The organism is Pantoea sp. V106_11 (assembly GCF_029967885.1).
In the GTDB taxonomy this organism is placed as follows: domain Bacteria; phylum Pseudomonadota; class Gammaproteobacteria; order Enterobacterales; family Enterobacteriaceae; genus Pantoea; species Pantoea ananatis.
Window position 1 is genome coordinate 532,134 of sequence record NZ_JASCAK010000020.1, and the last position, 25,725, is coordinate 557,858.

A 25,725-nucleotide genomic window follows, 5' to 3' on the forward strand; every position below is an offset into this window, starting at 1 on the left:
AGTGGTTAGCCGCTCGGATGTCACTGGTAACGGTTGAATAATGAACAAAACTGCCTTTTACGCCGATTTAGATCGCGATATGCGCGCCTTACTGGCGGGAGAAACGGCGTTCCTCGCTGCAATGGGTAATTTTAGCGCGCTGTTGTATGAACGTCTCGAAGGCGTGAACTGGGCAGGTTTCTACCTGCTAACGGAAGCCGATACGCTGGTTCTGGGCCCGTTCCAGGGGAAAATCGCCTGCGTGCGCATTCCCGTGGGCAAAGGGGTTTGCGGCACCGCACTGGCGCAACAACAGGTGCAGCGTGTTGATGATGTCCATGCTTTCCCTGGCCATATCGCCTGCGATGCCGCCAGTAATGCAGAAATTGTGATTCCTCTGAAAATAAACGGTCAGGTTGTCGGCGTACTGGATATCGACAGTGTGGAATACAATCGCTTTGATAGTGAAGATGAAAAAGGGCTGGTCGCCTTGACTAACGGGCTTTGCGACGTGCTCGCGAACAGTGACTTAGAAAAATATTTGCAGCTGACGCGTAGCTAATCGACTGGATTGCATGGCATTTGGCGATGTTGTCATTATAATGTCGCCTGTTCATGCCTGCTCTGGTCGGCAAACCCGTAGTAATCAGGAAATTTCATGGAAAATCAACCTAAGTTGAATAGCAGTAAAGAAGTCATTAGCTTTCTGGCGGAGCGCTTTCCGCACTGCTTTAGCGCTGAAGGCGAAGCGCGTCCGCTCAAAATCGGTATCTTTCAGGATCTGGTAGAGCGCGTTCAGGGCGAAATGAACCTGAGCAAGACGCAGTTGCGTTCGGCCTTGCGTCTTTATACCTCTAGCTGGCGCTATTTGTACGGTATCAAAGCGGGTGCCACCCGTGTGGATCTCGATGGAAACCCCTGTGGTGTTCTTGATGAGCAGCACGTGGAACATGCCCGTAAGCAACTCGAAGATGCCAAGGCGCGTGTTCAGGCACAGCGCGACCAGCAGCGAGCCGCTCGTCGCGAAGCCGGTGAAGGCGAAGAGGGTGCCAGCGCACCACGTCGCCCACGCAAGCCTGCTCCGCGTAAACCGGCAGAAGGTGAGGCCGCGCGTAAGCCGCGTCCACAGTCTGCTGAGCGTCCTACTGCATCGCAGAATCGCAAACCGGCACCACGCCCGGAGCAGCAGGCTAAACCCATCACTGATACCTCAACTTTGCAACCCGGCCAGAGTATTAAAGTTAAAGCAGGCAAAAGTGCGATGGACGCAACCGTTCTGGAAGTGTCGAAAGACGGCGTCCGGGTACAGCTCGCTTCCGGCATGGCAATGATTGTGCGCGCAGAACATTTGCAGTTCTGAAACGGAGGCTGACCCCGGCATGAACACCCTTTTAAAAGTTGGATTGATTGCGGGCCTGCTGTTGTCAGGCCCTTCCTTTGCGGCCGAGAACATTACACGTGCCGATCAAATTCCACAGCTGCATGAAGATCCGCAGGATGCGACGGTAAGCGAGCGCGTGACGTCGCGTTTTACCCGTTCTCACTATCGTCAGTTCGATCTTGACGGCGCCTTCTCGGCCAAGATTTTTGACCGCTATCTCAATATGCTCGACTACAGCCACAACGTGTTGCTGGCGTCGGACGTTGCACAGTTTGCCAGCAAGAAGACCCAACTGGGTGATGAGCTGCGTAGCGGTAAGCTGGATATTTTTTACGATCTTTATAATCTGGCGCAAAAACGCCGCTTTGAGCGCTATCAGTATGCGCTTACGGTGCTGGCGCGTCCGATGAACTTTACCGGCAATGACACCATCGATATTGACCGTTCTAAAGCGCCCTGGCCGAAAGACCAGAGTGAGTTGAATGCGCTGTGGGACGCCAAGGTCAAATACGATGAGCTGAGCCTTAAACTCGCCGGTAAAGACGAAAAAGAAATCCGTGAAGTGCTGACCAAACGTTATAACTTTGCCATCCGTCGTCTGGCGCAAAGCAACAGTGAAGATGTATTCCAGCTGGCAATGAACGCTTTTGCCCACGAAATCGATCCGCATACCAACTACCTTTCACCGCGTAATACGGAGCAGTTCAACACCGAAATGAGCCTGTCGCTCGAAGGGATTGGTGCCGTGTTGCAGATGGATGATGACTATACCGTTATCAACTCTATGGTGGCCGGTGGTCCGGCGGCGAAAAGTAAAGCGATCACCGTTGGCGACCGCATCGTCGGCGTCGGTGAGCCTGGCAAGCCAATGGAAGACGTTATCGGCTGGCGCCTGGATGATGTGGTCGCCAAAATCAAAGGGCCGAAAGGCAGCAAGGTTCGCCTTGAGATTCTGCCTGCTGGCAAAGGCACTAAGACCCGTATTGTGACCTTAACGCGTGAGAAAATCCGTCTGGAAGATCGCGCGGTTAAAATGAGCATTCACACTGTCGGTAAAGAAAAAGTCGGCGTGCTCGATATTCCTGGCTTCTACGTTGGCCTGACCGATGATGTCAAAGTGCAGTTGCAGAAGCTGCAAAAGCAGAACGTTGACAGCATCGTCATCGATCTGCGCACCAACGGCGGCGGCGCACTGACCGAGGCGGTTTCGCTTTCTGGCTTGTTTATTCCAAGTGGCCCGGTTGTTCAGGTCCGTGATAACAATGGCCACGTGCGTCAGGATAGCGACAACGACGGCATTGTTTATTACAAAGGCCCGCTGGTGGTGCTGGTTGACCGCTTCAGTGCTTCTGCATCAGAAATTTTTGCAGCGGCAATGCAGGATTATGGTCGTGCGCTGATCGTCGGCGAGCCCACCTTTGGTAAAGGCACCGTTCAACAGTACCGGTCACTGAACCGCATTTACGATCAGATGCTGCGTCCGGAATGGCCTGCGCTGGGTTCGGTGCAGTATACGATTCAGAAGTTTTATCGTATCAATGGCGGCAGTACGCAGCGCAAAGGCGTGACGCCGGACCTGTTGATGCCAACCGGTGTTGAAGCGGCGGAAACGGGCGAGAAGTTCGAGGACAATGCGTTACCGTGGGACAGCATTACGGCCGCGACCTACACCCGCACAGGTGATGTCAAGGCGCTGGCGCCACAGCTGACCAAAGAGCACGATGAGCGCATCGCTAAGGATCGCGAGTTCCAGTACATCATGAAGGACATCGCCCGCTTTAACGCCATGAAAGACAAGCGCAACATTGTGTCGCTCAATCTTGCCCAGCGCGAGAAAGAGAACCACGAGGAAGATGCGCTACGTCTGGAACGCATTAACGCGCGCTATCAGGCTGAAGGTAAAAAGCCGCTGAAGAGCCTTGATGATTTGCCGAAAGACTATAAAGAGCCCGATCCTTATCTGGATGAAACGGTAAAAATTGCCAATGACCTGGCGCAGCTGGAGAAATCCTCACCTGAGGCACCGGCAGCCAAAACCAACTAACGGCATAACCCGGGTTATCCAAAGCACCGCCCAGCGCGGTGCTTTTTTTTATCATTAATTTGGCAGTGATAAGCGTCGTTAATGTGTTCGTCTGAGCGGTTTCCGACAGGTTGCGCGAAAGGTTGTGTCATATTGTAAAGTTATGTCTTTTTAGACACTTAAACGTTAAGGTCGCTTGAAAACCCGCACAATGCTCATAGGATATGTATCCGCGCATGAGCGCATGAACTACTGAGGAAGATTAACCGTTATGATGCGTATTGCTCTTTTCCTGCTGACCAACCTGGCTGTGATGTTGGTATTCGGGCTGATTCTCAGTCTGACAGGAATCCAGTCAAGCAGTGTTCAGGGCCTGATGATAATGGCAGGCTTGTTTGGCTTCGGCGGTGCGTTTGTCTCACTGCTGATGTCGAAGTGGATGGCGCTACGTTCAGTTGGCGGTGAAGTGATTGAGCAACCGCGCAACGAAACCGAGCGCTGGTTAATTGACACGATTGGCCGACAGGCACAGCAGGTCGGTATTGCTATGCCCCAGGTCGCTATCTATCACGCGCCGGATATCAACGCGTTTGCAACCGGTGCGCGCCGTAATGCCTCGCTGGTGGCGGTTTCTACTGGCCTGCTACAAAACATGAGTCGTGATGAAGCGGAGGCGGTGCTGGCGCACGAGGTGGCGCACATTGCGAATGGCGACATGATCACCATGACGCTGATTCAGGGTGTGGTGAACACCTTTGTTATCTTTGTGTCGCGTATCCTGGCACAGATTGCGGCGGGCTTTATGTCCGGCAACCGTGATGGCGAGGAGAGCAGCAACGGAAATCCGCTGGTCTACTTTGCTGTCTCGATGGTGCTTGAACTGGTATTCGGTATTCTGGCCAGCATCATCACGATGTGGTTTTCACGTCATCGTGAATTCCATGCCGATGCCGGCTCGGCCAAACTGGTGGGGCGCGAAAAAATGATTGCGGCTTTGCAGCGTCTGAAAACCAGCTATGAGCCGCAGGAACCCAGCAGCATGATGGCGTTTTGTATTAACGGAAAAGGAAAATCATTTAGCGAACTCTTTATGTCGCATCCACCGTTAGATAAACGTATCGAAGCGCTGCGCAGCGGTGAATACCTGAAGTAACCCTCACGAAAAAGGCGACGGCAACGTCGCCTTTTTTATCGCTGAACTCAGGCTTTCATTCGTGACAGGCTGAGAAGGGCGGCGACGGTAGAGAATCCTCCCGCTAATAACAGCGAGGCATGGGTTCCACCATTTCCCATCAGATTGAACATCAGCGCGACCAGCGCCGCGCCGCTGCTCTGGCCCAGTAATCGCGCCGTGCCTAACATACCGCTGGCACCGCCGCTGCGGTTGCGCGGCGCAGCAGTGACGATTGTATGGTTGTTTGGCGACTGAAACAGGCCAAAACCGGCTCCGCACAGCATCATGCGCCAGATAATATCCATGTCGTCAGGTTGGGCAGGCAGCCGGGCCAGCAGGAACAGCCCGCTGGCAAACAGTGCCAGACCAATGCCGCCGAGCAGACCGGCATGGACTCGCTCAATCAAACGGCCCGCAAGGGGTGAAAGCAGCATGGTAGCAAGAGGCCATGGCGTCAGCAGCAGCCCTGTTGCGACTTCATCGCGACCCAGTACGCTTTGCAGATAAAAAGGCAGAGAGACCATCGCCAGCATTTGTGCACAGAAAGAGCAGACAGAAGTGCAGATCGACAGTGCGAAAATGGGAATACGCAGCAAGTCAACCGGCAACAGCGGCACCTCCATCCTTAACTGACGACGGATAAAGAAATAACCGACCAGGATGATCACCACAATTTCGCTGGCGATCAGCCAGTGGGGCTGTCCCTGCGCAAATCCCCCCAGAGCCGAAATCAACAGCCCGAAAAAAAGCGCATTCATCACCGCACTGGTGATATCGAACTTCTGGGTTTTTGCCCGTTGTGGGTTATCGGGCAGATAACGCAACGCCAACCAGAGTGTCACTGCACCCAGCGGCAGGTTAATCAGAAATAACCAACGCCAGCTGGCAACAGAAAGAATGGCTGCCGCGACGGTGGGACCGGCAGCGGTTGAGATCGCCACCAGCAGTGCATTGATGGCAATGCCCCGACCCAGATAGCGAGGAGGATAGATAATGCGTATCAGCGCTGTATTAACGCTCATGACCGCAGCACCGCCAAGCCCCTGCAAGACACGCGCAACGGTCAGCATCGTCAGCGTGGATGACAGCGCGCAGAACACCGATGTCGCGGCAAAGACCACCAGGCCGAACTGATAAACGCGGCGGTATCCAACGATATCGCCCAAAAAGGACAGCGACAGCAGTGAAGCCACAATCGCGATCTGATAGGCGTTAATGACCCAGACCGACTGGGCCGGGCTGGCCTGCAGCTCACGTGAAATGGTTGGGAGAGCCACATTGGCAATTGAGCCGTCTAACACCGCCATGATGAGGCCAATGGCGATTGTCAGAATAGCCCAGTACCGTTGTGGCACAGGAAGTCCGCCGTCAGAAGAAGAGAGTGACATAGAGGCTAATATTAAAGAGTGTGAATATCATCATGCTAATCAATTGGCGGACAAAATGCACCGCGCCGGAATGAAAAATATATTTTACAGATGTTACAGACCTTGAAAGTTTGCCGGAGCGAGGCGCCGCAATCTATACTGCAACCCTGTTCCGTTTTTTTTGAAACACGTATTCAAGGTGAGCAATGGTTCCTGATTCAAAGGACAAACAACCTGATTCTGTCTCTTCGGTGCAAAAGGTGTTTGGCATTTTGCAGGCCTTAAGCGAAGAGCGCGATCACGGTATTACCGAACTGGCTCAGCGGCTGATGATGTCTAAAAGCACCGTTTACCGTTTCCTGCAAACCATGAAATCACTGGGTTATGTCGCCCAGGAAGGGGAAAGCGAAAAATACTCACTGACGTTAAAACTGTTTGAGGTGGGATCGAAAGCGCTGCAGAACATTGACCTGATCCGCAGTGCCGATGTGCAGATGCGTGAACTGTCCCGGTTAACCAAAGAAACGATCCATCTGGGCGCGCTGGACGAGGACAGTATTGTCTATGTCCATAAGATCGATTCGCTGTATAACCTGCGCATGTCGTCACGTATTGGCCGCCGCAATCCGCTGCACTCAACCGCGCTGGGTAAAGTGTTACTGGCGTGGCGCAGTCGGGAAGACATTAACGACATTTTGCAGCGGATAACCTTTACCATTAATACCGCGAATACGCTTTCTGACGCCGGCGCGCTTATTGACGTCCTGAGTCAGGTCAGGATGCAGGGTTATGGTGAGGATAATGAAGAGCAGGAAGAGGGCGTTTGCTGCATCGCCGTGCCCATTTTCGATCGTTTCGGCGTGGCCGTCGCGGGGCTGAGTATCTCTTTTCCTACGCTGCGCTTCCCGGCATCGAACAAGCACACTTACGTGGCAATGCTGCATGAGGCGGGACGCCGTCTTTCCGCTGAGCTTGGTTACCACGATTACCCTTTAAACTGAAAAAGCGGGCCGTGGCCCGCTTCAGTGCGATCAGTTATCAATCACGTCGCCACTCTTTTTCAACAGCGGGCAGTCGGTAACGCCCACGACGCCGCTGTCGGTGTGCAGATATTGTGCCGTGATCATGCCCCGTGCGGTCAGGTAGTTACACTTCAGGCCCAGACCTGCGGCATTCTTGTTACTTCCGGCCAGCACGCCATATCCGGTAAACAGCATGGCCAGCCAGATGATTCCCACAACAACAATTGCCCGAATGAACAGTTTCATTGTATCTCCTTATGATACCCAACGCAGTGTTCCAGTGACTGCTGCTTAACATGATGTACAGGGGCAGCATGCCTCGCTTTTAAAAGGGATGCGATCAGAGATAACTGAAAGAAGCAGATTGATACACATCATTTACGTCACCATTATCTTTTACTGCGCCACAGGGTAGAATGGCGGGTCGTCCCCTTTATTGTGATTTCACCTGGTATCTTGAGGCAGTTATGAATGAGTTAGCCGCTAATGCGGGTCCTGTGGTCAGCTTTGGCGTGATGGGAATCGTGCTGATTGTGGCATTGATGCTATGGTTCTATGTTAACCGCGCCAGCGTTCGGGCAAATGAACAGATTGCGTTGCTGGCGTCACTGTTAGAAGAGCAAAAGAAACAAAACGCGCTGCTTAAGCGGCTGATCGAGAAGCAAACGGGTGCCGCCGAGCAAAAAGCGGAAGAGCAGGCGGAAAGCAATGATTTTATTCGCCTGATCCCGGAACGTTAAATCCTGCATGGAGGCCGGATGGCCTGGAAAAATCCCTGGTATGACAGCAGTAAACCCCATCATACGCCGGAGGGGTTTCGCAACCCTGAACCTGATATGCGCCAACAGGGTGACCTGAAGCGCTGGCGTAAGGAACGTAAAGCGCAGGGATTACCGCATCCGCCTCAGCAGGGCTATGATGGTTTTAGGGCGCAGTGGTGGCAACCCGTCGACCTGAGCGGTGACGACGATCGCATCTGGTGGCTGGGCCATGCTGCGCTGCTGTTGCGGCTGAATCAACGCTATATTCTGATTGACCCCGCACTTTCCCGGCGGGCATCACCATTGCCGTTTCTGGGGCCGGAACGCAAAACTCCTTCGCCGCTGACGATCGACCAGTTGCCACATCTGGATTACGTGCTGATCTCCCACAGCCATTACGATCATCTGGATAAGCCGACCATCAAGCAGATCGTACGCCACTTTCCAGAGGCGGTTTTTGTGGTTCCGCTGGGTCTGGCTGACTGGTGTCAACGCCGTGGCGTGAAGCAGGTACATCAGCTTGACTGGTGGCAGCAGAAAGCCTTCGAGGGTATTCAGTTTCATGCGGTTCCGGCCCGCCACTGGAGTATGCGCACGTTAACTGACCGCAACCGGTCATTGTGGTGCGGCTGGGTCATCCACACCGCGTCGCTGCGCTTTTGGTTCTCGGGGGACAGTGGCTACACTGAAAACCTTCATGCCATTGCCGCGCGTCTCGGGCCGTTTAATCTTGCCGCGCTGCCCGTCGGTGCCTATGAACCCCGCTGGTTTATGGCGGGGCAACATATGAATCCTCAAGATGCGGTGTCGCTCTGGCATGCAATAGGGCAGCCTCTCACGATCCCTGTCCATTGGGGCGTCTTTGAACTTGCTGATGAATCGCTCGATGCGCCCCCGGCAGAATTGCTGCGGGTCTTACAACAACGTGGGGAAGCAAGCAGGCATTTTACGCCCTGGCAGATAGGCGAGAGCCGCAGCCTGAGCTATATCGACCAGGCGTAGTCCGAGGTAATAACCTTTCCTTCTGACGCCACGGGATTCTGGCTGAAATCAATATTCCTTCACGGCCCCCGGCAGGCGTAATTCAAAAAACGCCTGCATGCAAGCTGTAAGTGATTGCGTTAACGCTCAACTTATGATTTTACTGGAAATAAAATTTATATTTGTACGAAATAGAATTTATTGTACAAGCCTGCTGCAATAGTTTGCCCGCGCTTCACTTATCGGCTCCTTTATTTGGTGCAACTTTGCCATATTAGTGCAATGTTATTTTTTTAATGTTATCCCTCTGGCTGGACGGCCTAGACGGCGTCAGATATCACCCTGTCTGGGCAGAAAAGCATTATATTATAGGGTTGTTGTGACTATTAGTGGCGTTCAGTACACAGGCTTATGTACCAGAAAGTACATTCTCTGGGAGCTGTCTTGCAAATATGTGAAAAGCGCCGACCGTGTTTATAAAAATGGCTTGCCATTATTTAGCGGATATGTGATAACAATTCGTGGGTTAAACGAGGTACAGTTCTGTTTATGTATGGCATCTTCAGTAAAGAAGTTACGAGTAAAGACGTTGACGTTGAATACCGCTTCCTTGCCGAACTTTAATCAGTGCCTCATTCAGTAATGTCTCTGTTTTATCTGTAGGTTAGCCTCCGGGCAAAATAAACACTTTAAGGAATTAGTAAAATGGCAAAGATTAAAGGTCAGGTTAAGTGGTTCAACGAATCTAAAGGCTTCGGTTTTATCACTCCAGCTGACGGTAGCAAAGATGTATTCGTACACTTCTCTGCTATTCAGGGCAACGGCTTCAAAACGCTGGCCGAAGGCCAAAACGTTGAGTTCGAAATCCAGGACGGCCAGAAAGGCCCAGCAGCGGTTAACGTTACTGCTATCTGATTTCGCCTCAGACGGGTGCCATGCACCACAGTCTCAGATATTAAAGCCTTGGCCAACTGGCCGAGGCTTTTTTTACGCTTTCGCTATTGTTTCCCGTCAAGTACACTTCCGCGCGTTAATCTTTGCAGGAGCGCCTGATGTCTTTGAACTGCCCACTTTGTCACTTCCCCCTGACCCTGACTGACCGCAGCTGGCGCTGTGAAAATCGCCATCAGTTCGATCAGGCGAAAGAGGGCTACGTCAATTTGCTGCCCGTTCAACATAAAGGTTCACGTGAACCGGGCGACAGTGCAGACATGATGCAGGCGCGACGTGCGTTTCTGCAGGCCGGTCACTACCAGCCTTTGCGGGACAACGTGGTTGCCGTCCTTAACCAGCATCTGAACCAACCGGCTGCGCAGATTCTGGATATCGGCTGTGGAGAAGGCTACTACACGGGCGCACTGGCCAGCGAGCTCGCGCCTGAGGGCCAGGTTTATGGTCTGGATGTGGCGAAGATGGCCGTCAGGCTGGCGGCAAAGCGTTACGCCCAGGTTTTATTTTGCGTGGCATCAAGCCACCGCCTGCCGTTTGGTGATGCTTCGCTGGATGCGGTGGTCCGCATTTATGCGCCCTGTAACGAGACTGAGCTCAGCCGGGTCATTAAACCGGGAGGCTTTTTACTCACGGTCACGCCCGGGCCTCATCATCTTCAGCAGCTTAAGGCGCTGATATACCGCGACGTTCAACTCCACGCCTCGGAAGAGAAAAGCTACCAGGGATTTCGTCAACTCGCCCAGCATCGTTTAACGTATCCAATGGCGTTGAGCGGGCAGTCTGCCACCACCTTGTTGCAGATGACGCCCTTTGCCTGGCGCGCGCGACCTGATGTGTGGCAGAGCTTAGCGGAAAGTACGCAGTTTCCCTGCGACGCAGACTTTATGATCACCCTGTGGCAACGCGATTAGCGTGCCTCCACCAGGGTCTGGTAAATGCGTTCCAGATCGTCAAGCTGTTGCACGGCGATAAGCAACCGCCGCTGCTCAAGCTGCATCACCAAAATACCGTCCTCGGAAAGATTGATGCTCTGTATCTGTGGATACGTTGTCCATCTGCCGGCATAAAACAGCCCCTGACTTTTCATCAGCAATTTGGGGCGGCGCACCCAGAAAAGCCAGAACGATAAAAAGCACAGCACCATCAAAAGCGTGGTCGTGAGTTTCGGCCCCTGATGGGTCAGATTGTTCCACAACAGAATGAGCAGTAAGCCAATAAAAATCAGGCTGTCTGCTTTGTGTTGGCGTTGGAGCGGGACACGTAAAAGCGCAGGGCCATGACGACGTGGTAGCACGGCTTCAACGTAAATAGCCAATAACAGAAGGGCAGCGATGCAGAGGGCGATGACGATGTCGGTCAATGACATTCTTCTTCCTTTACTGATTAAAGCCGGGCGTGAGTCACGCGACCACAATCTGAAAACATCGGGAGCCGCAGCTCCCGATGTGATGCCGGTTACAGCCCGAGCAAACCAATCCAGTAGCCAAAAATACCGATAGCAAAAAAGCCCACAATGATCCACAGGGCATTGACCTTACGGCGCAGCAGCCACATACAGGCGAAGGTCAGCAGGAGCGGTACGATCCCCGGCATCAGCTGATCCAGAATCGACTGCACGGTTGTCACCGTGGTTTTTCCGGTTTGATCGGTGATGCGTGAAACCACCAACGGAATGTTGACGTGCGTCCACTTATTGACCAGCGCCCCCATGACAAACAGGCCGAGTATGGATGCCCCCTCGGTCAGTTTTTGCAGGAAGCCACCGCCCATATCGCTGACGATATCAATCCCCTTGCGGTAACCATAAGCGACGCCGTAATAACGGGTTAACAGACGCGCCAGGTTAAACAGGATAAAGAACAGCAGCGGACCGAGCAGACTGCCGCTCATTGCAATCCCCGCGCCTAATGCCGCAAATACGGGACGAACGGTTCCCCAGAAAATCGGGTCACCTACGCCAGCCAGCGGGCCCATCAGGCCCACTTTGATGCCGTTGATGGCACCGTCATCAATCGCGGCACCGTTGGCGCGCTGCTCTTCCATGGCCATCGTCACGCCCAGCACAGGCGCGGCGACGTATGGATGTGTATTAAAAAACTCCAGATGGCGTTTGATCGCCTGCTTACGATCGTCATTATTTTCAGGATAAAGACGGCGAATGACCGGCACCATTGAGAAACAGAACCCCAGCGCCTGCATACGTTCAAAGTTCCAGGAGCCCTGAAACAGGTTTGAGCGTAAAAACACAGCGCGTACGTCACCCGGCGTCAGTTTCTTTTCGACTTTTGTTATATCAACCATGTTGTCACCTGTTCCTTAATCGAGTTCGTTGTCGAGGTCGTTAGCTGACGGCGATGCCGCAGGCGCACCGGCTGCGCGGTTATATTTCGGGCTGAGCTGGATATAGAGCACCGCCATCACCACGCCAATCACGCCCAGTGCCACCAGGTTAAAGCTGGTAAACGCGGCAGTAACGAAACCCAGATAGAAGAACGGCATCAGGTAGCCTGCGCGCATCATGTTGATGACCATGGCATAACCCACCACCACGATCATGCCACCCGCGATGTTCAGGCCGTTGGTGACCACCTCCGGAATAGAGCTGAGCAGGGAGTGAACCGCATCCGTTCCTACCGAGATAGCCACAATCAGCGCCGGAATCGCGATGCGCATGGCCTGAAGCAGTAAGGCGGAAACGTGGATCCATGAGATGGCCGTGAGGTTGCCTTTCTCTGCCGCTTTGTCAGCGGCATGCTGGAAGGCTACGGTCAGCGTACGCACGATGATCGTCAGCACCTGACCGGCTGCCGCCAGCGGGATGGCCAGGGCGATACCGGCACCGACGCTCTGTCCACCGGCAATAACCAGAATGGTGGAGATAATCGAGGCCAGCGCAGCGTCCGGGGCAACTGCAGCACCGATGTTCATCCAGCCCAGCGCAATCATCTCCAGCGTACCGCCGATGATGATGCCCGTTTTCATATCACCCAGCACAATGCCAATCAGCGTACAGGCGACTAACGGACGGTGAAACTGGAACTCATCCAGGATCGAACCCATCCCGGCAATACAGGCAATGATAAAGATTAATACAATTTGAAGTGTGGTTATTTCCATCATACTGCTTGTCCTCTACAGGATAGAAAAAGACGGCTGGCGCGTTATGCGCTCACCTTTGCCACCAGATCCATCATTTTTAGTTTTGGGTCGCCCGAAACTTTACGCACCTCAAGTTCGATGTTGCGCGCGTTAAGCTGGCGAAATGCGGCGATATCTTTTTCATCGACCGAGACGGCATTGTTGACCTGGGTTTTACCCTGGCGAAAAGCCATGCCGCCAATGTTAACGCTCTTGATATCAACCCCTTGCTCAACAATCCGCAGGACATCCGTCGGGTTGGTAAACAGCAGCATGACCCGATCCCGGGCATATTTGGGGTTATTCCAGACGCGCACCATCTTATCGACGCCCACCACATGCGCGGTGACGCCCGGCGGTGCCACCTGGGTTAACAGCGTTTTGCGCACGTTGTCGTTGGCCACTTCGTCGCTGACAACGATGATGCGGCTGACGTTGGTTTCCTTGGTCCAGCGTGTAGCGACCTGCCCATGAATCAGGCGGTCGTCGATGCGCGCCAGGCAAATATTCATATGGTCGTCGGGGGTGAGAGGGCGACTGGCATGCGGGGCGCTGGCCGGGGCGGCAACCGCTGCGGGTTTTTCTTCAGGTTGTGCTTTTAAGGCTCTGACGCCTTCGCGACCGGTTTCTACCGCAATGGCCACCAGCTCGTCAAAAGAGGGGTTATCATCCCGCGCCATCAGGGTTTCCACCAACATGGGAATGTTTACCCCGGCGACCACCTCAAAATGTGTTTTATCAACGACCAGCCGGCTGGCTGCATTGAAAGGGCTGCCGCCCCAGGTATCAACCAGAAAAAGCACGCCCTGTGAGGTGTCCAGTTCTGTCAGTCTTGCCTGATATTTCTCAATCAGCGTGTCCGCGTTTTCTCCCGGGACAAAATCAATCCATCCCACATTTTCCTGTTCGCCTAAAAGCATCTCTGCCGTTTTTAGCAGCTGCTCCGCTGCCCAGCCGTGTGTACCAATTACAAGAGCAATGGTCACGTGCTACCTCCGTTCGCTTGTTAGTTCCTCAGAATCTGAGGAACCGTTAAGAATTATCGCGTTAACAATATCCAAATCTTGTTAATGTGATTTAACCTGACTTCAACATTGCAGGGATAACTAACTCACTACGTGATGCCGGATTTATTTTAGTGTCCGAAAAAATAAATTTTGTGACATTGGTTGGTTATTTGCAGCATGAAAGAGGGAAGTTGAGTTTTTATGTCACTCAATGCCGTCTGGCGAAAATGTAAAAACAGGAAAATTTTTTGACCTCGTTGTACGAACTGATACATTAGCGATCTGTTTATTATTCAGGAGTAGCGGGCAGCAGCCCACCCTTATGGATCGTCACCGACGTTGCTTAACCTTGTCTTTGCGCTCTTCAGCGCGCCAATTTACGCCAGACCGCGTTTTCTCTGCTTTTCCGGGCTTCTCTCTGTCACGTCCTTCGACGCGGGCATGCGTTAGCGTAATCACATCCTTTTTCTGGAGTCACTAATGGAATTTCTGTTCGACCCCTCAATTTGGGCGGGATTGCTCACGCTCATCGTGCTGGAAATCGTACTCGGCATTGATAACCTGGTCTTTATTGCCATTCTTGCGGATAAGTTGCCTCCTAAGCAGCGTGATAAAGCGCGATTAATTGGTCTTTCTCTGGCACTGGTGATGCGCCTGGGGCTGTTGTCACTTATCTCCTGGATGGTAACCCTGACACGCCCTCTGTTCAGCGTGGGGGATTTTAGCTTTGCCGGACGCGATCTGATTTTGCTGGCGGGCGGGATATTCCTGTTGTTTAAGGCCACCATGGAACTGCATGAGCGGCTGGAAAACCGTCAGCTGGAAAACAGCGGTAACCGTAGCTACGCCAGCTTTTGGGCGGTGGTGACCCAGATTGTCATACTGGATGCGGTATTCTCACTGGATGCCGTGATAACGGCGGTAGGGATGGTGAATAACCTGCCGGTCATGATGACTGCGGTCGTGATTGCGATGGTGGTGATGCTGCTGGCTTCCAAGCCGCTAACCAAATTCGTTAACGCGCATCCTACTGTTGTGGTGCTGTGTCTGAGTTTCCTGTTGATGATCGGCCTGTCACTGGTGGCTGAAGGCTTTGGCTTTCATATTCCGAAAGGCTATCTGTATGCGGCGATTGGTTTCTCGATTCTTATCGAGTTGTTCAATCAGATTGCCCGTCGCAACTTCATTCGTCACCAGTCCCATCGTCCGATGCGTGAGCGCACCGCCGAGGCCATTCTGCGGTTGATGGGGGGACGTAACCGGGTGCAGAGCGCACCTGCGAGCACTGAAGAGCAGGCGATTGCCGTCGCGATGCCGCAGGAAGCGTTTAAAGATGAAGAGCGCTACATGATTAACGGCGTACTGACGCTGGCGTCACGTTCCATCCGCAGCATTATGACACCGCGCGGCGATATCTCGTGGGTGGATGCCAACCGTCCTGTAGATGAAATTCGTATTCAACTTCTGGATACGCCGCACAGCCTGTTCCCGGTGTGTCGGGGGGAACTGGATGAGATCATCGGCGTGGTCAGGGCCAAAGAGCTGCTGGTGGCGCTGGATCACGGCGTTGACGTCGCGACCTTTGCCGCCAGCACACCGACGATTATTGTGCCGGAAACGCTTGACCCAATTAACCTGCTCGGCGTGCTGCGTCGTGCCAAAGGTAGCTTCGTGATCGTGACTAACGAGTTTGGTGTGGTGCAGGGCTTAATTACGCCGCTGGACGTGCTGGAAGCGATTGCCGGTGAATTCCCGGATGAAGATGAAACGCCGGATATCATCATGGATGGCGACGGCTGGTTAGTAAAAGGCGGCACTGACCTGCATTCTCTGCAGCAGCTTCTGGACTTCCATGAGCTGGTGAAGCCGGAGGAAGATCATGCTTCGCTGGCTGGCTTGTTGATTGCGCAAAAAGGGCAGTTACCTAAGCCCGGCGACGTGATCGATATCGAACCGCTGCACTTCCAGATTATTGACGCGACGGAGTACCGCATTGATCTGGTCCGGGTAACCAAAGATCAGCGTGACGACGACGAAGAAGAAGGTTAAGGCCACGCCTGAAGATAAAACGCATCACGGAGTGATGCGTTTTTTTTGCGCGGAATAACGCGATGGCACACTTTTATCGCATTACAGGCCGAGGGTAAGCTGGTGCTGACGCAACCATTCCGGGAAGTCCTCCAGCGGCATGGGGCGGGCAAAGTAATAGCCCTGTAAATGTTCCACGCCCCGATCCCTCAGATAGTGGGCCTGTTCCTCGGTTTCAACGCCTTCCGCAACCAGACTGATGTTCAGGCGCTGTGCCAGAGAAATCACCATATCCGTCACGATGGCGTTGATGGCATCTGTGCCAATTGACGCGGTAAAAATTTTATCCAGCTTTAACACGTCCGGCTGCAAATCTTTCAGGTAGGACAACGAGCTGTGCCCGGTGCCGAAATCATCAATCGCCAGACGCACCCCAATGTCGTGCAGTTGAGAAATTACGGCCTGATCGACGACGGGCAGCGCATCACGTTCGGTTAATTCAACAACCAGCGTGGGAACGGGCTCGGCGGGCCACCAAAGCGTTTGCAGGTCTTCCAGAATGGCGCGGTCGCGGAAGTGGCTGGCAGCCACGTTAATGGCAATGTGAAAATGAGGGCTATGCGGAAGGTCGGGTAAGGCTTCGACAACGCGGTTCAGTACAAAGCGGGTTAACGGCTTAATCAGGTTCTGACGCTCAACAAGAGGGATAAAGACGTCAGGCGGAATCCAGCCCTGCCGAGGATTGTGCCAACGCAACAGTAGCTCAATGCCTTCACACTCAGACGTACGAGCATTGATCAACGGCTGGCAGTAAACCATAAACTCCCTGGCCGTAATGCCGTAACTAATCTGCCAGCTCAGACTCATACGATTGGCGGTCGCCAGCCAGACCACGTAGCCAATCAGTAAACTCAGCATCAGCGCCAGCGGCAACTGCGAGGGTAAAGATTCCAGCGCCAGGCGGGAAGGTGACGGACCATAGAGCGTCACGGTGTAAGGATAACGCAGTGAGGCCTCGGTATAGGTGACTTCATCTTCAGAAGGCTGCGTGGACTCAATCAACGGATTACCGTATTCCAGGCTTTTACCGTTGACGTTAAAAATGGCCCGTTCAACCCAGGGCGCCTGCGGCTCCAGCAGGTAGCTGCTCATTAATTCAATATTAATGGCCTGAAGAATGCCAGAACGATTATCCAGCGTCGTTGGCGTCCACAGTAATAAAACGGGTGAACCTTTAAGCAGATACTCATCCGTGGATAACACCATGCGCCGATCGTTAAGGGCCAGTTCGGGGTAGGTCTGACTAAATGAGATGTCCCGGGTGCCAAAAATACTGGAACAGTAGAGCGTGTCCCCATCGACCAACAGAACAGCGCGCACCGTTTGTAGTGACGAAATCTTTTCAATTAATGGAAAACGGGCATCCTGGCAGGGCATACCCACCAGGCCCAGCATGTTGTTCGCTGAGACGTCGAGAGGTGAAAACATGCGATCGAAACGCGTGATCGCCGTGTCGGCAAAGCTGATTGCTCGCTTTTGAATACGTGATTTTTCTTCAAAATAGCGAAAAGCCAGCGTTAATGTAAGAACAATCGAAGCAATCACCAGCGCAATAAGCAATCGCTTACGTCTGTATTGTCCAACATATTGCTGGGCCATGAACATCAAGAATCACCTTCCCAAAACCAGAAAATAGATATAGCTGGGTTGTTATCGGCACGGCCCGAAGCAAATTTAGGACCTGAGCGTAAAATGAAAGGTCATAAAAAAAGGAGAGCGACCCGAAGGTCGCTTTAACATTGTTAATATTTATAGCAGGCAGGGCTGACTAATGCACTGGTTAAAAAGCAGAAAGTTAGAAACAAATCTCAAAAAATATTAGTCACACTGAACTTTTATCGCCAGTCCGCCGCGGGAGGTCTCGCGATATTTGGCATTCATGTCTTTTCCTGTCTCGTACATGGTTTCAATGACCTTATCCAGCGAAACGCGTGGCTCGCTGGTGCGGCGCAGGGCCATACGTGCAGCGTTGATGGCCTTCACGGAGGCAATGGCATTGCGTTCAATGCAGGGCACCTGGACCTGACCCGCCACGGGATCGCACGTCAGACCCAGATTGTGCTCCATGCCGATCTCCGCAGCGACACAGACCTGCTCTGGACTGGCACCTAACAGTTCCGCCAGACCGGCTGCAGCCATAGAACAGGCAACGCCCACTTCGCCCTGACAGCCCACTTCGGCACCGGAGATAGAGGCATTCATTTTATAAAGAATGCCGATCGCGCCGGAGGCGAGAAAATAGCGAATAAAGATATCGGGCGTGACCGGTTCGATAAAGTGGTCGTAGTAGGCCAGCACGGCTGGCACGATGCCGCAGGCACCGTTGGTTGGTGCGGTGACCACGCGCCCCCCGGCGGCATTCTCTTCATTTACCGCCAGAGCAAACATGTTAATCCAGTCAATAACGACCATGGGATCGTTAGAGTGCTTGGCAGAGGAGATCAGCAGGCGGCGCAGTGACGCGGCGCGGCGCGGCACGCGCAAGGGACCGGGCAGCACGCCTTCGGTATTCAGGCCGCGATCGATACAGGCCTGCATGGTTTGCCAGATTGTTGCGAAATAGGCGTTAATGTCGTCACGCGAATGCAGTGCCAGTTCATTTTTCATCACCAGCCCTGACAGGGAAAGCCCGGTTTCACGGCAGTGCGACAACAACTCTTTTGCCGAGTGGAAAGGCCAGGGAACCGAAACTTCATCCAGCGCAGACTGACCAAAATGCTCTTCATCGACAATGAAGCCGCCGCCAACGGAGTAATAGGTCTTTGACAACACCAGCAGATCGCCCGAAAACGCCAGCAGGCGCAGGCCATTTTCATGCAGAGAAAGGTTCTCGCTGCGGAAGACCATGCCGCCTTCGCGAGGAAAATCGACTTCATGCGCGCCTTTCGCAACCAGCAGACGTTCCCGCTGCTGCACGTCTTTGATAAAGGCAGGAATGGAATCAATGTCTACGCTGTCAGGTGACTCACCCGCCAGGCCCATGATGATAGCGATATCGGTATGGTGACCTTTACCGGTCAATGACAGGGAACCATAGACATCGACGGCGATGCGTGTCACCTCATGCAGTTTGCCCTGTTCAGACAACAGATCCACAAACTGCTTACCCGCTTTCATCGGACCGACCGTATGAGAACTGGATGGGCCAATGCCCACTTTAAACATGTCAAAAACCGAAATCATGGGTGACACTCCTCACAAAAAAAACTTACCCTGCCGTGGCAGTTTATGGCGCTAATAGTAAACGGCGAAGCAGGATGAACGCGCTGCTTTTCGCATGAAATAAACTAATTAAAACCACGAAAAAAAATTATAGTGTGAGATCGCGCGGAAGCCCGTAAACAGGGTTAAAAATGAAAGCTGCGTCAACTAAAACGCAATTTGCTGACTCAGTGAACGAATAATACCTGCTGTCATGCCCCAGACCAGGTAATCCTGATAGCGCGACAGCCACACAGGATGGCGAATACCGGCGCGGTAGTAGTCAAGCTCTGCGTAGCGGCTGAGGCGCAACGCTTCGGTCAGGGGCATTTCAAAAGTACTCACCACTTCATCGGGGTTGATGCGCAGCGCGAGGCGGTCCGGGATGATGCCTAACACAGGCGTGACCTGAAATCCTGTGCTGCTGGTCACCGCAGGCAGGCAGCCCAAAACCTCCACCTGAGCGGGTGAAATGCCCACCTCTTCCTGCGCTTCCCGCAAAGCGGTAGCGACCAGCGAACCATCTTCGGGGTCCTGCATGCCACCGGGAAAAGCCACCTGACCGGCGTGCTTACGCAGCCCGTGTGAACGCTGGGTCAGCAGAAGACCGGGCTGCTGACGTGCAACAATGGGAATTAACACCGCCGCATGGCGCCCAGAAAGCGGCTGCGTAGGTTGCTGAGGGGGCTGCAGCAGAAAGCGGGTGCGGAAATCCGCCAGGGTCAACGCCATTCAGGCCCCTTTTTCCAGCGCGGGCAAAATGCGGCTGACCTTATCCAGGGTTTCCTGATATTCCGATTCCAGCTCGCTGTCGGCCACTAAACCGCCGCCAGCCGAACAGTAGAGGTGATGATCTTCGGCAATCAACGTACGAATCGTAATACTGGTGTCCATACGACCACACACACTCAGATATCCGATGCTGCCACACCAGGCGTTACGGCGTTGCGGTTCCAGTTCATCGATAATTTCCATTGCACGAATTTTCGGCGCACCCGTGATCGAACCGCCGGGAAAGCAGGCGCGTAACAGATCGCAGGCCTGCAGATTTTCGGGCAGCGTGGCGCGAACGGTGCTGACCAGATGATGCACTGCCGGAAAGGGTTCCACCACAAACAGTTCGGGTACGCTTACGGAACCGGCCACGGCGACCCGGCCTATATCATTACGCAGCAGATCGACAATCATCAGATTCTCTGCCCGGTCTTTGGCGGACGTCCGCAGACTTTCGGCCTGGGCGGCGTCCCGCAGCGGATCGCTGTCACGCGGGCGCGTACCTTTAATCGGGCGGGTCGTAATGACGTGTTGATCCAGCGCCATAAAGCGCTCGGGGGAAAGGCTGAGAATGGCGCTCTCCGGCAGGCGTAAAAAAGCGCTGAAAGGCGCGCGATTAGCCTGATTCAGCAAGCAGAACGCACGCCATTCGTCACCCTGATAACCGGCCTTGAAGCGCTGTGACAGGTTGACCTGATAGCAGTCACCCGCCTGGATATAGGCCTGGACCTTGCGAAAACGTTCCGCGTAGTCATCAACGCTGAGGTTAGCGGACCATTCGCTGGTCAGTGAAAACGGCGCGCTTTCGCGTGTGGGCCAGCCTTCCAGCCAACTGAGCCGCTGCGCAACATCCTCTACAGCAACCAGGGTCAATGTCTGACGATGATGATCGGCAATTAACGCCCAGTTGTAGATGCCCACCGCCATATCCGGCGTCTGCAGATCGGCGGTGGCGATCTGAGGTAACTGCTCAAAGCGCCGTCCCAGGTCATAGCCAAACAGCCCCAGCGCGCCGCCCACAAAGGGTAAATCCGGATGGCGTGTTGGGGAGATGCCCAACGCGTTGCAGTAGTGCTGCACGAGAGAGAGAGGATCGTCCTCACTGTTTTCATGGCCATGTGCATGGCGAATTTCTGTTATCCTGCCACGCGTCGTCAGTGTGGTAAGGGGATCGGCGGTCAGGATATCAAAACGGTTATCGCTGTGATCGGCGTGCCCTGACGACAGCAGCATCGCCCATGGCAGATGCGCAATACGGGAAAAATAGTGCGTAAGGGCGTCAGGAGAATAACGTAGGTTATGAGTTTGAACGTTCATTGAGCACAAAATCTGACATCAGAAATGCCGTTAGACTGACATATTTTTTCCTGACTGGCACCTGTTTGTTCCCCATGAAATAATGGCAGCCCTAAAGCAGGAGTGAAACATGATTACAGGATTACCCGCACTTTCACACGACCAGCAGCAACGCGCGGTAGAACGCATTCAACAGTTAATGGCAGAGGGCATGTCCAGCGGCGAGGCGATAACCCTGGTGGCGCAGGAAATTCGTGAAAGTCACACCGGAGAACTGATTCGGGCGCGCTTCGAAGATGAAGACGACGAAGGCTGACGCCCGGAACCGGGGTTAACGCGCGGCGATAATTTTTATTTCGACTTTATACTTCGGATTCATTAAGGCTGCCTGAACCGTGCAGCGCACTGGGGCATTGCCGGGTGAAACCCAGGCGTCCCAGGCGCGGTTCATTGCCGCAAAATCAGCTTTATCGACCAGAAAAATGGTGGCATCCAGGATTTTGCTTTTGTCACTGCCCACGCGTGTAAGCAGGGCGTCAATCACCGCCAGCGCATTGGCGGTTTGCGCTTCGGCATCCGCATCAAGGTTTTCAGGCACGCTGGTATAATAAATCGTGTCGTTATGAACAACCGCTTCGGACATACGATGTTCGGGATCAATGCGCGTAATGCTCATCATCTTCTCCTTATTTTTTTGGACGCCTAGCCTGACATATTCCCGATGCCATTGTCATCCATTGCAAACGCCTGCGGGCGTCGGTCGCGCATCGTGGCCGGAAAAATGGTATAAAACGTCGCTTATCAGTTCAGGACTCCTAGGAAGAAGGCATGGCGAATACGCAATATCTGTTTTGGGTGATGTTTGGCGCACTGGCGCTGCTGTCTGTGGTGGTGTCAACTTTTGTGGGCATGTCGCGTACGGCCAGACAGGGGTTTATCACGCTGGCGGTTTTATGGGTGATCCTGGCGGCGGGTGCGCTTTATATCAGTCATTAGCGGCATTCCCTGCATCCAGCTAGCATAATGGAGACGCCCGCGTCAGCCATTTCCTTAAGGCGGGAAAGACTGACATAATATACAGTGTTTTTTGCCGGAATTGAGAGGATACGTGGCAGACGATTTTGCATCAGATGGCGCGCTGGCAAAGCGTATTACGGGGTTCAAACCGCGTGAAGCACAGCGTGAAATGGCCCAGGCTGTCACCGAGGCCGTGCAGAGCAGCGGTGAGCTGGTTGTTGAAGCGGGCACGGGGACGGGCAAGACCTATGCCTACCTGGCACCGGCGTTACGCGCCAATAAAAAAGTGATTGTGTCCACGGGCTCAAAAGCCCTGCAGGATCAGCTTTATGCTCGCGATTTGCCCACCATTGCTAACGCGCTAAAATTTACCGGTAAAACGGCGCTGCTTAAAGGGCGATCTAACTACCTGTGCCTGGAGCGGATGGATCAGCAGTCTGCCACCGGCGGCGATCTGAGCGTTCAGTCGCTTACCGACCTGGTGACGCTGCGCGCCTGGGCCTCACACACCGTCGACGGCGATATCAGCGCCTGTGCAGACGTGACGGAAGACAGTCCGATATGGCCGCTGGTGACCAGTACCAACGACAACTGTCTGGGAAGCGATTGCCCGCAGTATAAAGCGTGTTTTGTCGTCAAAGCGCGCAAGAAGGCTATGGATGCCGATGTGGTCGTCGTCAATCATCATCTTTTTCTTGCCGATCTGGTGGTGAAAGAGGGGGGCTTCGGTGAGCTGATCCCTGAAGCGGACGTCATGATTTTTGACGAAGCCCATCAGTTACCGGATATCGCCAGCCAGTATTTCGGTCAGCAGATCTCCAGCCGTCAGTTAGCCGATCTGGCGAAAGACATCATTATTGCCTATCGCACCGAAGTGCGTGACGTTCAGCAACTGCAAAAATCGGCCGACAGGCTGGCTCAGTGCGCTCAGGATTTTCGGCTGGCGCTGGGCGAACCCGGCTATCGCGGAAATCTGCGGGACTTGCTCAGTGATAACAACATCATGCGCATGTTCACGCTGCTCGATGATGCCCTGGAACTCTGCTATGACGTCATTAAACTCTCACTCGGGCGTTCTGCGCTGCTTGATGCGGCCTTTGAACGCGCAGCGCTTTACCGTACGCGACTGAAGCGCATACGATCCATCAGCGAACCGGGATTCAGTTACTGGTATGAATGCACATCGCGTCACTTTGTGCTGGCGCTAACGCCGTTATCCGTGGCCGAACGCTTCCGGGAAATGATGGATGACCGCAAAGCGGCATGGATTTTCACCTCAGCGACCCTGGCCGTCGATGAAAAGATGGACCATTTTGCCGATCGGTTAGGCGTGAGCAAGGCGAAGAGTTTGATTCTCAGCAGTCCGTTTGACTACTCACAGCAGGCATTACTGTGCGTTCCCCGCAATCTGCCGGAACCGAATCGTCCCGGTGGCGCACGCCAGCTGGCTAAAATGATGAAGCCCTTGATCGATGCAAACAAAGGCCGCTGCTTCTTCTTATGTACCTCACATCTGATGATGCGTGAGCTGGCGGCCGAGTTCCGCGCCTCCATGACGTTGCCGGTGTTGGTGCAGGGCGAAACCAGTAAAGGGCAACTGCTGAAACAGTTTATCGAAAAGGGCAATGCTCTGCTGGTGGCTACCAGCAGCTTCTGGGAAGGGGTGGACGTACGTGGCGATGCGCTGTCGCTGGTCATCATCGACAAGCTGCCGTTTACCTCACCGGAGGATCCGCTGTTAAAAGCCCGCATGGAAGACTGCCGTTTGCGGGGAGGCGATCCCTTCAGTGACGTGCAACTGCCCGACGCCGTGATTACGTTGAAACAGGGCGTTGGCCGTTTGATTCGCGATACTGACGATCGTGGCGTGCTGGTGATTTGCGACCAGCGTCTGGTATCCCGGCCTTATGGCGCGCTGTTTCTTAACAGCCTGCCGCCCACTCCACGCACGCGGGATATCGCGCAGGCTATTGCCTTTATTCGTCAGCAACCTGACGCGTAATTTTATGCTAAGATGCGCGCCGTTTTTGAATCCTCTGAGGTCGTTATGTCGGTCCGAATTTTAGCGCTGGATACAGCGACAGAAGCCTGTTCTGCAGCCCTGCTCAACGGGCAGCAGATTGATGCACGCTTTGAGATCGCGCCGCGCGATCACACCCAACGAATTTTACCCTTAGTGGCAGAACTGCTGCAGTCTCAGCAGTTGGAACTAACACAACTTGATGCGCTGGCATTTGGCCGCGGTCCGGGCAGCTTCACCGGCGTGCGTATTGGTATCGGGATCGCTCAGGGGTTGGCACTGGGCGCGGCGTTGCCCATGGCGGGGATCTCTACGCTGGCCACGCTGGCGCAGGGTGCCTGGCGGCTGCACGGTGCCACGCGGGTATTAACCGCGATAGATGCCCGTATGGGCGAAGTCTACTGGGCCGAGTATCAGCGTGATGAGCAGGGTCACTGGCAGGGTGAAGCGAGCGAGAGCGTACTGTCGCCCGCCGCGGCCTTGACGCGGATGCAGGCGCTGGAGGGCGAATGGTTTACTGCCGGAACCGGCTGGCAGGCCTGGCCAGATCTGCAGCAGGGCCATGCCCTTCAGCTGGTTAACAGCCATGTGGAACTGCCTGCGGCAGAAGATATGTTGCCGCTGGCCGTCGCCGCTTTGCAGCAGGGCGCGACGGTATTGCCTGAAAACGCAGAACCCACCTATCTGAGAAACGAGGTGGCCTGGAAAAAACTGCCTGGACGCTGAAACGTGACGCAACTTATTGTTATCGGAGCACTCTAAACAGCAACTTTCAGGAGAATACCCATGTCAATTCGTCGTCACGGTGTTGCCGGTCTGCTACTGGCCTGCGCCCTGGTTTTAAGTGGTTGTGTTTCAGTGCCGGATAATATTAAGGGCAATTCCGCCATGCCCCAGCAGGACTTATTGCGGGTGATGAAAGATCCGGCCATCTATGTCGGTCAGGAATCGCGCTTTGGCGGCAAGGTGGTTAACGTGTTCAACCGTAACGGCAAAACCCGGCTGGAAATAGCAACGCAGCCGCTGGATGAGGGCGCGCGTCCCGTACTAGGCGCCAGCTCTGTGGGTCGCATCTATGCCGACATTCCCGGCTTTGTCGATCCGACGGATGTCAAAGATCAGTACGTTACGGTGCTCGGTACGATTAAGGGCACGGAGCAGGGCAAAATTGGCGAGGCCACCTATCAGTTTGTGGTCATCGACGTTCGTGGCTATCAGCGCTGGCATCTGACGCGCCAGATTGTTGCGCCTCCGCAGCCCATTGACCCGTGGATTTGGTATGGCCCGACGCGCCATCGTGGGGGCTACTGGGGACCCAACCCGTACTGGGGAATGTATAACAGCGGGCCCGCACAGGTTGAAACTATCCTGACACAGTAAGCATTACCTGTTTATTCAGCCCGGTAGCGGTGCTCGCTGCCGGGCTTTTTATTTGTATTGTCTGCAAAGACGAAATTTAGTGATGGACTTCGCAACCTCAACATGACAAGAAGAGCAAACTGGTACAATCAGTTAAAATATTGTTAACAAATGCGATTGTCGAGG

26 protein-coding genes and 1 pseudogene are annotated in these 25,725 nt (G+C 53.9%); 16 read left to right on the forward strand and 11 right to left on the reverse strand.

Annotated elements, in window-relative coordinates:
• Positions 1 to 40: 40 nt before the first annotated feature.
• The 4 genes from QLG08_RS03835 (at position 41) to htpX (ending at position 4,536) form a co-directional block, all read left to right on the forward strand.
• Complete coding sequence (locus tag QLG08_RS03835) at positions 41 to 541, forward strand: GAF domain-containing protein (RefSeq protein ID WP_013026036.1); 501 nt, start codon at positions 41 to 43, stop codon at positions 539 to 541.
• 96 nt (positions 542 to 637) lie between these two features.
• Positions 638 to 1,339 carry an RNA chaperone ProQ gene (gene proQ / locus QLG08_RS03840; protein WP_013026035.1) on the forward strand — a complete coding sequence of 234 codons (702 nt, stop codon included), beginning with the start codon at positions 638 to 640 and terminating at the stop codon, positions 1,337 to 1,339.
• A gap of 19 nt (positions 1,340 to 1,358) precedes the next feature.
• The gene (prc, locus tag QLG08_RS03845) at positions 1,359 to 3,404 is read left to right on the forward strand and encodes a carboxy terminal-processing peptidase (RefSeq protein ID WP_014605697.1); all 2,046 of its coding nucleotides are present in this window, start codon (positions 1,359 to 1,361) and stop codon (positions 3,402 to 3,404) included.
• Positions 3,405 to 3,654: 250 nt separating this feature from the next.
• A complete protein-coding gene (gene htpX, locus QLG08_RS03850) occupies positions 3,655 to 4,536 on the forward strand; it encodes a protease HtpX (RefSeq protein WP_013026033.1) in 882 nt (293 codons plus the stop codon).
• A gap of 47 nt (positions 4,537 to 4,583) precedes the next feature.
• On the opposite strand, the gene QLG08_RS03855 is transcribed toward htpX, so the two are convergent.
• On the reverse strand, positions 4,584 to 5,945 hold the full coding sequence (locus QLG08_RS03855; RefSeq protein WP_089517308.1) for an MFS transporter: 1,362 nt from the start codon (positions 5,943 to 5,945) through the stop codon (positions 4,584 to 4,586).
• Positions 5,946 to 6,130: 185 nt separating this feature from the next.
• Between QLG08_RS03855 and kdgR the strand changes: the two genes are divergently transcribed.
• Positions 6,131 to 6,925, forward strand: coding sequence for a DNA-binding transcriptional regulator KdgR (kdgR, locus tag QLG08_RS03860; RefSeq protein ID WP_282472814.1), 795 nt, complete (start codon positions 6,131 to 6,133; stop codon positions 6,923 to 6,925).
• Positions 6,926 to 6,955: 30 nt separating this feature from the next.
• Here the strand turns inward: kdgR and QLG08_RS03865 are convergent, their stop codons facing one another.
• Positions 6,956 to 7,192 carry a YobH family protein gene (locus tag QLG08_RS03865; protein ID WP_013026030.1) on the reverse strand — a complete coding sequence of 79 codons (237 nt, stop codon included), beginning with the start codon at positions 7,190 to 7,192 and terminating at the stop codon, positions 6,956 to 6,958.
• Positions 7,193 to 7,413: 221 nt separating this feature from the next.
• On the opposite strand from QLG08_RS03865, the gene QLG08_RS03870 reads away from it, so the two are divergent.
• From QLG08_RS03870 to rlmA, 5 genes and pseudogenes are all read left to right on the forward strand, one after another.
• Complete coding sequence (locus QLG08_RS03870) at positions 7,414 to 7,686, forward strand: YebO family protein (protein WP_033765958.1); 273 nt, start codon at positions 7,414 to 7,416, stop codon at positions 7,684 to 7,686.
• 18 nt (positions 7,687 to 7,704) lie between these two features.
• Positions 7,705 to 8,709: an MBL fold metallo-hydrolase gene (locus tag QLG08_RS03875; RefSeq protein WP_282472815.1), complete on the forward strand. Its 1,005-nt coding sequence runs from the start codon at positions 7,705 to 7,707 to the stop codon at positions 8,707 to 8,709.
• Positions 8,710 to 9,237: 528 nt separating this feature from the next.
• Positions 9,238 to 9,372: pseudogene (locus tag QLG08_RS03880) on the forward strand (DUF2627 domain-containing protein).
• A gap of 21 nt (positions 9,373 to 9,393) precedes the next feature.
• Positions 9,394 to 9,603: a transcription antiterminator/RNA stability regulator CspE gene (gene cspE, locus QLG08_RS03885; RefSeq protein ID WP_001062678.1), complete on the forward strand. Its 210-nt coding sequence runs from the start codon at positions 9,394 to 9,396 to the stop codon at positions 9,601 to 9,603.
• 137 nt (positions 9,604 to 9,740) lie between these two features.
• Positions 9,741 to 10,550, forward strand: a complete 810-nt coding sequence (gene rlmA, locus QLG08_RS03890; protein WP_022623239.1) for a 23S rRNA (guanine(745)-N(1))-methyltransferase — start codon at positions 9,741 to 9,743, stop codon at positions 10,548 to 10,550.
• Here the strand turns inward: rlmA and QLG08_RS03895 are convergent.
• From QLG08_RS03895 to manX, 4 genes are all read right to left on the reverse strand, one after another.
• Positions 10,547 to 11,005 (reverse strand): DUF986 family protein, encoded by a 459-nt coding sequence (locus QLG08_RS03895; protein WP_014593854.1) that lies wholly within the window; start codon positions 11,003 to 11,005, stop codon positions 10,547 to 10,549. The two genes, rlmA and QLG08_RS03895, sit on opposite strands and share 4 nt — an antisense overlap.
• Positions 11,006 to 11,094: 89 nt before the next feature.
• Positions 11,095 to 11,940 (reverse strand): PTS mannose transporter subunit IID, encoded by an 846-nt coding sequence (locus QLG08_RS03900; protein WP_013026024.1) that lies wholly within the window; start codon positions 11,938 to 11,940, stop codon positions 11,095 to 11,097.
• Between the two features lie 15 nt (positions 11,941 to 11,955).
• Positions 11,956 to 12,756, reverse strand: a complete 801-nt coding sequence (locus QLG08_RS03905; protein ID WP_026020938.1) for a PTS mannose/fructose/sorbose transporter subunit IIC — start codon at positions 12,754 to 12,756, stop codon at positions 11,956 to 11,958.
• A gap of 44 nt (positions 12,757 to 12,800) precedes the next feature.
• Positions 12,801 to 13,763, reverse strand: a complete 963-nt coding sequence (gene manX / locus QLG08_RS03910; RefSeq protein ID WP_158150760.1) for a PTS mannose transporter subunit IIAB — start codon at positions 13,761 to 13,763, stop codon at positions 12,801 to 12,803.
• Positions 13,764 to 14,264: 501 nt separating this feature from the next.
• On the opposite strand from manX, the gene QLG08_RS03915 reads away from it, so the two are divergent.
• Positions 14,265 to 15,833, forward strand: a complete 1,569-nt coding sequence (locus QLG08_RS03915; protein WP_014593852.1) for a TerC family protein — start codon at positions 14,265 to 14,267, stop codon at positions 15,831 to 15,833.
• A gap of 81 nt (positions 15,834 to 15,914) precedes the next feature.
• Here the strand turns inward: QLG08_RS03915 and QLG08_RS03920 are convergent, their stop codons facing one another.
• The 4 genes from QLG08_RS03920 to pabB form a co-directional block, all read right to left on the reverse strand.
• Positions 15,915 to 17,477 carry a cyclic diguanylate phosphodiesterase gene (locus QLG08_RS03920; RefSeq protein WP_014593851.1) on the reverse strand — a complete coding sequence of 521 codons (1,563 nt, stop codon included), beginning with the start codon at positions 17,475 to 17,477 and terminating at the stop codon, positions 15,915 to 15,917.
• Between the two features lie 213 nt (positions 17,478 to 17,690).
• Positions 17,691 to 19,055, reverse strand: coding sequence for an L-serine ammonia-lyase (locus QLG08_RS03925; protein WP_014593850.1), 1,365 nt, complete (start codon positions 19,053 to 19,055; stop codon positions 17,691 to 17,693).
• 186 nt (positions 19,056 to 19,241) lie between these two features.
• On the reverse strand, positions 19,242 to 19,805 hold the full coding sequence (locus tag QLG08_RS03930) for a CoA pyrophosphatase (protein WP_013026018.1): 564 nt from the start codon (positions 19,803 to 19,805) through the stop codon (positions 19,242 to 19,244).
• Complete coding sequence (gene pabB / locus QLG08_RS03935) at positions 19,806 to 21,164, reverse strand: aminodeoxychorismate synthase component 1 (RefSeq protein WP_019105118.1); 1,359 nt, start codon at positions 21,162 to 21,164, stop codon at positions 19,806 to 19,808. It abuts the gene before it with no gap.
• A gap of 109 nt (positions 21,165 to 21,273) precedes the next feature.
• Between pabB and QLG08_RS03940 the strand changes: the two genes are divergently transcribed.
• Positions 21,274 to 21,459: a YoaH family protein gene (locus QLG08_RS03940; protein ID WP_013026016.1), complete on the forward strand. Its 186-nt coding sequence runs from the start codon at positions 21,274 to 21,276 to the stop codon at positions 21,457 to 21,459.
• A 15-nt stretch (positions 21,460 to 21,474) separates the two neighbouring features.
• Here QLG08_RS03940 and QLG08_RS03945 read toward each other — a convergent pair whose 3' ends face one another.
• Complete coding sequence (locus tag QLG08_RS03945; RefSeq protein WP_014605705.1) at positions 21,475 to 21,819, reverse strand: RidA family protein; 345 nt, start codon at positions 21,817 to 21,819, stop codon at positions 21,475 to 21,477.
• A 152-nt stretch (positions 21,820 to 21,971) separates the two neighbouring features.
• Here QLG08_RS03945 and QLG08_RS03950 point away from each other — a divergent pair, with 152 nt between their 5' ends.
• The 4 genes from QLG08_RS03950 (at position 21,972) to QLG08_RS03965 (ending at position 25,560) form a co-directional block, all read left to right on the forward strand.
• A complete protein-coding gene (locus QLG08_RS03950) occupies positions 21,972 to 22,139 on the forward strand; it encodes a hypothetical protein (protein ID WP_013026014.1) in 168 nt (55 codons plus the stop codon).
• A 112-nt stretch (positions 22,140 to 22,251) separates the two neighbouring features.
• Positions 22,252 to 24,162: an ATP-dependent DNA helicase gene (locus tag QLG08_RS03955; protein ID WP_014605706.1), complete on the forward strand. Its 1,911-nt coding sequence runs from the start codon at positions 22,252 to 22,254 to the stop codon at positions 24,160 to 24,162.
• Positions 24,163 to 24,207: 45 nt separating this feature from the next.
• Positions 24,208 to 24,906, forward strand: a complete 699-nt coding sequence (tsaB, locus tag QLG08_RS03960; RefSeq protein WP_015700197.1) for a tRNA (adenosine(37)-N6)-threonylcarbamoyltransferase complex dimerization subunit type 1 TsaB — start codon at positions 24,208 to 24,210, stop codon at positions 24,904 to 24,906.
• 60 nt (positions 24,907 to 24,966) lie between these two features.
• Positions 24,967 to 25,560 carry a Slp family lipoprotein gene (locus QLG08_RS03965; protein ID WP_013026011.1) on the forward strand — a complete coding sequence of 198 codons (594 nt, stop codon included), beginning with the start codon at positions 24,967 to 24,969 and terminating at the stop codon, positions 25,558 to 25,560.
• Positions 25,561 to 25,725 lie beyond the last annotated feature (165 nt).